Origin of the sequence: Streptomyces sp. NPDC057438, assembly GCF_042802995.1 — a bacterium.
Classification (GTDB): Bacteria; Actinomycetota; Actinomycetes; order Streptomycetales; family Streptomycetaceae; genus Streptomyces.
This window is the reverse complement of the sequence record NZ_JBHVDD010000082.1, coordinates 39,844-45,843: the sequence shown is the minus strand read 5'-3', so window position 1 is coordinate 45,843 and position 6,000 is coordinate 39,844. Positions and strand designations below refer to the sequence as shown.

At 72.7% G+C, this 6,000-nt stretch carries 5 protein-coding genes; 2 read left to right on the top strand and 3 right to left on the bottom strand.

All coding sequences use genetic code 11. The features are described 5' to 3' along the window. The coding region (locus tag ACFU5F_RS33160) for an MMPL family transporter (protein ID WP_383895412.1) at positions 1 to 1,134 on the bottom strand (1,134 nt) is incomplete at its 3' end. A 175-nt stretch (positions 1,135 to 1,309) separates the two neighbouring features. Between ACFU5F_RS33160 and ACFU5F_RS33155 the strand changes: the two genes are divergently transcribed. Together ACFU5F_RS33155 and ACFU5F_RS33150 are read left to right on the top strand one after the other, a co-directional pair. Beyond that, a complete protein-coding gene (locus tag ACFU5F_RS33155) occupies positions 1,310 to 2,482 on the top strand; it encodes a sensor histidine kinase (protein WP_383895409.1) in 1,173 nt (390 codons plus the stop codon). Further along, positions 2,457 to 3,119 carry a response regulator gene (locus ACFU5F_RS33150; RefSeq protein ID WP_383895406.1) on the top strand — a complete coding sequence of 221 codons (663 nt, stop codon included), beginning with the start codon at positions 2,457 to 2,459 and terminating at the stop codon, positions 3,117 to 3,119. Before ACFU5F_RS33155 ends, ACFU5F_RS33150 begins: the two co-directional genes overlap by 26 nt. A 258-nt stretch (positions 3,120 to 3,377) precedes the next feature. Here the strand turns inward: ACFU5F_RS33150 and ACFU5F_RS33145 are convergent, their stop codons facing one another. Continuing rightward, entirely contained in the window at positions 3,378 to 4,622 is a 1,245-nt protein-coding gene (locus ACFU5F_RS33145) for a Rieske 2Fe-2S domain-containing protein (RefSeq protein ID WP_383895403.1), read from the bottom strand. A gap of 93 nt (positions 4,623 to 4,715) precedes the next feature. Further along, entirely contained in the window at positions 4,716 to 5,927 is a 1,212-nt protein-coding gene (locus ACFU5F_RS33140) for a serine hydrolase domain-containing protein (protein WP_383895401.1), read from the bottom strand. Positions 5,928 to 6,000: the final 73 nt, after the last annotated feature.

Below are 6,000 nucleotides of genomic sequence, written 5' to 3'. Positions count from 1 at the left end.
GGCGTGGGTGGTGCCCGCCGCCGGGTGGCGTCGTCGGCCGAGGCGACCCGACCGCCCGGCCCGCAGTGCCCGGCCGATCCGGCCGGCGCGGGCCAGGCGCGGGCCCGCCGCGCCGAGGAATGCCGGCAGCAGCGTCACCGACGCGAGCACCATGATCAGGACGACGATCGAGACGGCAAACCCGCCCACCGTCATGAACGGCACGTCCGCGACCGCCAGGCCGAGGATCGACACGACGACGGTGCCGCCGGCGAAGACCACCGGCCGCCCCGCCGTTGCCACCGCTCGTCCGGCTGCCTCGTGCGGATCGAGCCCGCGCGCGAGGTACTCCCGGTGCCTGGAGAGCACGAACAGCGCGTAGTCGATGCCCACTCCGAGCCCGACCATGCTGCCCAGGACCGGTGCGAAGGTGGGGACGTCCGTGACCCCCGCCAGTACCGTCATCGTGGCGACTCCGACGGTCAGTCCGAAGACCGCCATGCCGATCGGCAGCGCGGCGGCGACGAGCGAACCGAACGCCAGGAACAGGATCGCGGCCGCGGCGAGGAGGCCGATCAGCTCGCTCGCGCCGCCGTCGGGGTCGGAGAAGGCGTAGAAGAGGTTCCCGCCCATCTCGATGCGCAGGGGCAGTTCGGCGCGCAGCCGGTCGCCGAGATCGACGAGGGCGTCGAGGTCGTTCGCCGACAGCCGGCTCTGGTCGGGGTACTGCACCCGGACGACCGCGATCCGCCCGTCGGCCGAGACGAGGCCGCCGCGCACGGTGGTGTCCCCGCGTGCGTCGAGTGTGCCCGCCGGGTCGCTCGTGCCGAGCACGTGCGGCAGCCGCTCCACCTCGGTCTGCAGCCGCGTGAGAGCGGTGCGCGCGCTGTCGTGGTCGAAGAACGTCGCAGCGCCGTCGAGGGGGGTGACGACCACGTGGGCGGTCATCCCCTCCTGGCCGGTGCGGGCCCGCTCGATCAGTTCCGCGGCCTTTTGCGAGTCCAGTCCCGGAGCGGTCATCGAGTCCGCGGTCCGCCCGCCGAAGGCGACGGCGGCGAGGACGGTGAGCGTGGCGGCGACCAGCCATGCCGCGATCACCCGCCAGGGATGGCGGGCGGCGCTTGCGCCCAGGCGCAGCAGGGCTTTCGAGAGCATCGGGTCCTCCAACCACCTCGTCGGCCGTCCTTGTACGGCCGCCGATGCCGAGGCTCGTCGCCACGGCGCTCCGCGGCATCGGCCCGCGGGCCGCGGATCCGTCGGCCCTGGGGCGGAGTGACAACCCGTCCTTTCGGCCGATGCGCACCGCGCCGCGGTCCCTAGGCTGAGAACCGTGCTGCGAGACGACCTGCGAACCCTGTGGACCGAACCCCGTCCGCCCGACGCGCCCGCCCGCGTGTGGCGGGACTGGGCGCTGCTCGCCGCGGGCCTTGCCGGTGTGGCGCTGGAGGCCACCCTGCGCGAGAACGTCGTGTGGCGGCCGGTGGCGGTGGTGTTCGCCGTATGGCTGTGCCTGCTGCCTCTGTGGCGCCGCACCCGCCCCCTGGCGATGGTCACGCTGGCGTTCGGATCGGTGAGCCTGCTTCAGGTGGCCTCGCTGGTCGCCGCTCCGCGCGAGCCCGTCGGCCTGTACACCGGCGTGGTCGTGCTCGTGCTCGTGTACGCGCTGCCCCGGTGGGGATCGGGACGCGAGATCGTGCTGGGCGGCGCGGTGATCCTCACGGCCGGCGTGCTGTGTTCCGTCACGGACGACACGCCGGTCGTCGAGAACGTCGCGGGCTTGGTCTTCCTGCTGCTGCCCGGCGTGTTCGGGGCCGCCGTGCGGTTCTGGATGACCGCTCGCGAGCGGCAGTTGGAGCAGGTGCGCTCCCGCGAGCGCGAGCAGCTCGCCAGGGAACTGCACGACACGGTGGCCCATCACGTGTCGGCCATGGTGATCATCGCCCAGGCGGGCGGGGTGCTCGCGGACGCCGACCCGTCTGCCGCCGTCAAGGCGCTGGAGGGGGTCGAGGAGGAGGGGGCGCGCACGCTGGAGGAGATGCGCGCCATGGTCGCCGCGCTGCGCGACCGCGGAGTCGGCGCCGAGCTGGCGCCCCCTGCCGGAGTCGCCGATCTGGAGCGCCTGGTGCGCACCCCGGGTGGCCGCCTCAGGGTCGACCTGGGGCTCGACGGCGAACTGGACGCGCTGCCCCCGGCCGTGGACGCGGCCGTCTACCGGATCGTGCAGGAGTCGGTGACCAACGCGCTGCGCCATGCGGTCGACGCGACCGAGCTCGTCGTTCGGGTCGCCGCGGAACGGCACACGGTACGGGTGAGCGTGCACGACAACGGCCGGCGTACCGGCCGGGGGCGCGACGGATACGGACTCACCGGACTGCGCGAGCGCGCGACCCTGCTCGGCGGCACCCTACGAGTCGGCCCGGGTGCCGACCGGGGATGGCATGTCGAAGCCGAACTGCCGAGAGCGAGGAGCGAGAGCGGTGTCCATTCGCGTCCTCGTCGCTGACGACCAGGCGATCATTCGCTACGGGTTGCGGATCATGCTGAACGCCCAGCCCGGCATCGAGGTGGTCGGCGAGGCCGCCGACGGCCGGGAGGCGGTGCGCCTGGCCCGCGAACTACGCCCCGACGTGTGCCTGTTCGACATCCGCATGCCCGAACTCGACGGCCTCGAGGCCACCCGGCTGGTCGCCGGCCCGGGCGTCGCCGACCCGCTGGCCGTGGTCGTCATCACCACGTTCGACCTCGACGAGTACGTCTACGGCTCACTGCGTGCCGGCGCCCGCGGATTCCTCCTCAAGGACACGGGACCGGACCTTCTGGCGCAGGCCGTACGGTCGGCGTCCGACGGTGAGGCGCTCATCGCGCCCAGCGTCACCGTCCGTCTGCTCCAGACCTTCGCGGACCTGCCCGCCGGCCGACCCGTGGCCCAGCCCGTCTCCCCCGTCACCGCCCGCGAGGAGCAGGTGCTCCTCGCCGTCGCTCGCGGGCTGACCAACACCGAGATCGCCGACGCACTGCACATCAGCCTCAGCACGGTGAAGACGCATCTGGCCAGCCTGATGGCCAAACTCGGCGCCCGCAACCGGGTCGAGATCGCGATGTGGGCCTACGAAACGCGCCGTATCCTCCCGGCAACCTGAGCCGGGGTGCCGGGCCATGTCCCATGAGTCCCCGCCCGGACATCAGCGCACCGGTCGGCTCACGTCGGCTGCACGTGCCTCACCCGCCCCAGAGCGTGACGTACCCGGAGGCCGGAACCGGGACGGTGAGACACCCGATACGACAGGACTCCCGACAGCTACCTCGCCGGTCTCCACCTGCACGCCTCGATGATCTGGATCAAAGACCTCACCAGGGCCACCCGATGATCACGACTCGACACGGGGCGCCAGAAGGGCCTAGGCCGCTTCCTGCGACGCGCCTTCCGCTGAGCTCTCGGTGCTGCCCCCGGCCGGGTGGTCGACCGGCCCTCTGCCCGTGCCGTCCGCCGGTCCGCCGGTCGTGCCCCTGGGCGCCCCGGCAGCCGTATCCCTGTCCGCCCCGCCCGGCGCCTGCTCGGCCGAGACCCCGGCCAAGTCCCCCCTCGCACCCCCGGCCAAGCCCTCCCCCGAACCCCTGGCCGAGCCCTCGACCACTCCTTCTCCCGGCCCCGGATAGAACTGCGCGTACCACCGCCGCAACGCCCTGATCCCCTTCTCGTGCGGCAGCAGTACCGGCCGAGGCTGGTGGATCTTGTGGTCCCAGATCCGGACCTCCTCGCGCACCTCGCCCAGCGCCTCGGCCCGGAAGACCAGCTTGAACAGCGGGGTGAGGAAGGGGAGCCAGGCCGGTTTGCGGAGGTAGTACAGCATTCGCAGCTCGCTCGTGCGGTCGTCGACGGGCGTGGTGAGAGCGACTGCCGTCACCGACAGCACCGGCCCGTGCACCCGCACGACCATCACCCCCGGCCCGTACATGTACGAGTCGAACGTGTTGTCGATGTTCCAGCCGAACACCCGCCTGCTGATCGTCCCCCGCGCCTCGGCGAACGGTCCGTCCTCCCGCCACCGCTGGACCGGCGGCTCGTTCTGCCCGTGGATGAAGTGGAAGTGGGACTCGTCGACGATGTTCTCGCGCATCTCCTGGACATGGATCCGCGCCCGGCAGACGTCGTCGATCGGCGAGGCGAAGTCCCGGGACCCCGTCTCCCCGATCTCCGGCACCTCCCACGCCGGCTCGCCCGGCCCGGCGTACACGAACACGAGCCCGCTGTGCTCCCGTACCGGAAACCCGCCGATCGACACCTTGGGGGTCCGTGCGGCGAACGGCGCCTCCACGCACCGCCCGTCCGTTCCGAACCGCCACCCGTGGAACGGGCACTGCACCGTCCCGTCCACGACCTTCCCGCCGACGCCCAGGTGCGCGCCGTAGTGCGGGCAGTGCGCGTCCCGCACGGCCGCCCGCCCGTCCGGCCCGCGGAACGCGATCAGTGCCCGCCCGAAGTAGTGCAGGCTGACGACCTTCCCCGCCCGCAACTCCCTGCTGCGCAGCACCCCGTACCACCCGTGGGGCACGCTCGGCATCGGATACTCGTCGGCCCGTGGATCACGGGGCAGGGCGGCCGGATCAAGGGTGCTCTTGTCATGGCTCCGACGAAATCGCATGGGTCGATGCTAGTGGCGGTCGTGATCTCAGGTCCGTAACTGGTCCTATATTCAAGGAAGTTGGCGCGTAAGGATCGGGGCGGCGGGCGCCGGTCACGACGGCGGCCCGTAGGCGGCGACCATCAGATCGAGGGCCACCCGGCTCACGTCCCGGCCCTTGGCGTCCGTGGAGTTGACGCTGTAGACGAGGGTCCGGGAACCGTCCCGGGTGGAGGCGACGGCCGCGTTGTAGCCCCAGCGCCCGCCCGTCTTGCCCCACACCTCCCGCCCGCCGAGCACCTTCCTGGCCAGCCCGACGGCGTACTCGGCCGGCTTGCCACCCGGGAAGGTCGTCACCTTCGGCACCGTGAACATCTCCTCCAGCAGCGGCCCACGCGGCACGATCCGCCCCCGGAACAGCGCGTCGGTGAACCGCTCCAGGTCCGCCGTGGTCGAGACGAGGTCCCCGGCCGCCCAGCCGTCCGTCACCCCCCACACGGTCACGTCCCGCAGCCCGGTCGTCCCGTCGTCCAGCGTCATCCGCTGGTACCCGTGGTTGTGCGGGCCGGCGATCCGCGGGTCGGCCCCGGGGGCGTACGTGTCCCGCAGCCCGAGCGGCCGCAGCACCAGCCGGGCCAGCTGCCGCTCGTACGCATCCCCGGTCACCCGCTCCACCAGCAGCCCGGCGATCGTGTAGCCGATGTTGAGGTAGTGCTGCCGCTCACCCGGCGCGAACTCCCGCTCCTTCGCCGTGGCCGAGCGCACCATCGCCACCGGGTCGTGGACCAGGAATCGGTTCGCGTACCACTCCTCGACCGTCGACCCCGGGAAGTCGGCCGCCGGGATCCCGTGCGTGTGATCGAGCAACTGCCGGACGGTGACACCACCGTACGAGGCCGGAATCAGGTCCGGCAGATACGCGCGGACGCTCCGGTCGAGGTCCACCTTCCCCTCCTCCGCCAGCCGCAGCACCACGGCCGCCGTGAACACCTTGGTCACGGAGCCCACCCGGAATCGGGCACGCGGATCGGCCGCGCGCCCGCTCGTCAGGTCGTGCACCCCCGCACTGCCCCGCCACACCCCGTCGGTGCCCCCGACCCGTACGAGCGCCGCGGTGGTGTCGGCGGCGGGCAGTCCGGCGACGGCGGCCTCCAGGGCGGCGGTGGCGGGATCCGTCCGCGCCGTGCCGGGGTCCGCCCGTGGCGGCGCGGTCGTGTTCACCGTTCCGCCCGGTGCGGGCGACGCGGCGGCCGGCAGGGCCGCCGGACCCGTCACCGCCCCCAGGACGCAGGCGGCGGCGAGCAGGGTGCGGGTGGCGCGCTTCATGGGCAACTCCGTTGATGTGAGCCGGTGTTCGCGACCGCGCGGTCGCTCTCGACGGCTCCATCCTGCTGACCCG

Excerpts from the sequence above, each read along its gene's own strand:
- ACFU5F_RS33145 (WP_383895403.1), bottom strand. The coding sequence starts at position 4,622 with ATGCGATTTCGTCGGAGCCATGACAAGAGCACCCTTGATCCGGCCGCC.
- ACFU5F_RS33140 (WP_383895401.1), bottom strand. The coding sequence starts at position 5,927 with ATGAAGCGCGCCACCCGCACCCTGCTCGCCGCCGCCTGCGTCCTGGGG.